This window comes from Trueperella sp. HMSC08B05, from assembly GCF_001808405.1.
Classification (GTDB): Bacteria; Actinomycetota; Actinomycetes; order Actinomycetales; family Actinomycetaceae; genus Trueperella; species Trueperella bernardiae.
In genome coordinates, this window is the sequence record NZ_KV793277.1 from 1 (window position 1) to 617 (window position 617).

General features: G+C 58.8%; 1 protein-coding gene. It reads left to right on the forward strand.

The genetic code is table 11. The annotated features are described in order from the left end of the window. Positions 1 to 107: 107 nt before the first annotated feature. On the forward strand, positions 108 to 488 hold the full coding sequence (locus tag HMPREF3167_RS08735) for a hypothetical protein (protein WP_148132434.1): 381 nt from the start codon (positions 108 to 110) through the stop codon (positions 486 to 488). Positions 489 to 617: the final 129 nt, after the last annotated feature.

The following is a 617-nucleotide window of genomic DNA, read 5'->3' on the forward strand; positions in this document are numbered from 1 at the left end:
CTAGGGCGCGCACCTGGGCATGTGTCTAAACTGCCCCCGTTCAGTTTGTTTACCCATTAGGGGCGGTGTTCGTGCTACCTAACGCGCGAAGAAAATGAGTGTTTATCATGTGCTACACGTTTGAGGGCGACACGCTCAAGCAATTGGGCGTTGTCCCGGTGGATGAGTGGGAGCGTGAGGACCTGCCGCTGTTTGATGGGTCTGATCGGTTCGAGCTGATCGTGAATAGCGGCGCTTGGGCTCTCACTGATGGGTGTGACGATCTTGCGGGGTGTGAGGATGTGGGCCGTTGCTACCCGGGGTTGGGTTGGCCCGATAGTGAGACTGACGCGGTGCGCGCAATGGTCATGGTGCTTGATGCGGCGCGGGGCGTGCTTGCCGGGCACGGGTTCGTGATCGACGAAGGCGACGTGTTGGACGCGGGTACTAATGGCGGGGGCACGTTCGCGTGGTCCCGGTTCCCGGTGCGGTTCATCGGGCGTAATTGATCGAGTCGGATTTTAGGTGCGTGGCCCGCGCGGGTTAATTGCGGGCGGGCCGCGCGTGACAAACAAAGATTTTCATAGAAAGGCGAGTGTTTATCGTGGAGAAGTTTATCAAGTCGGATCGTGGTTTGG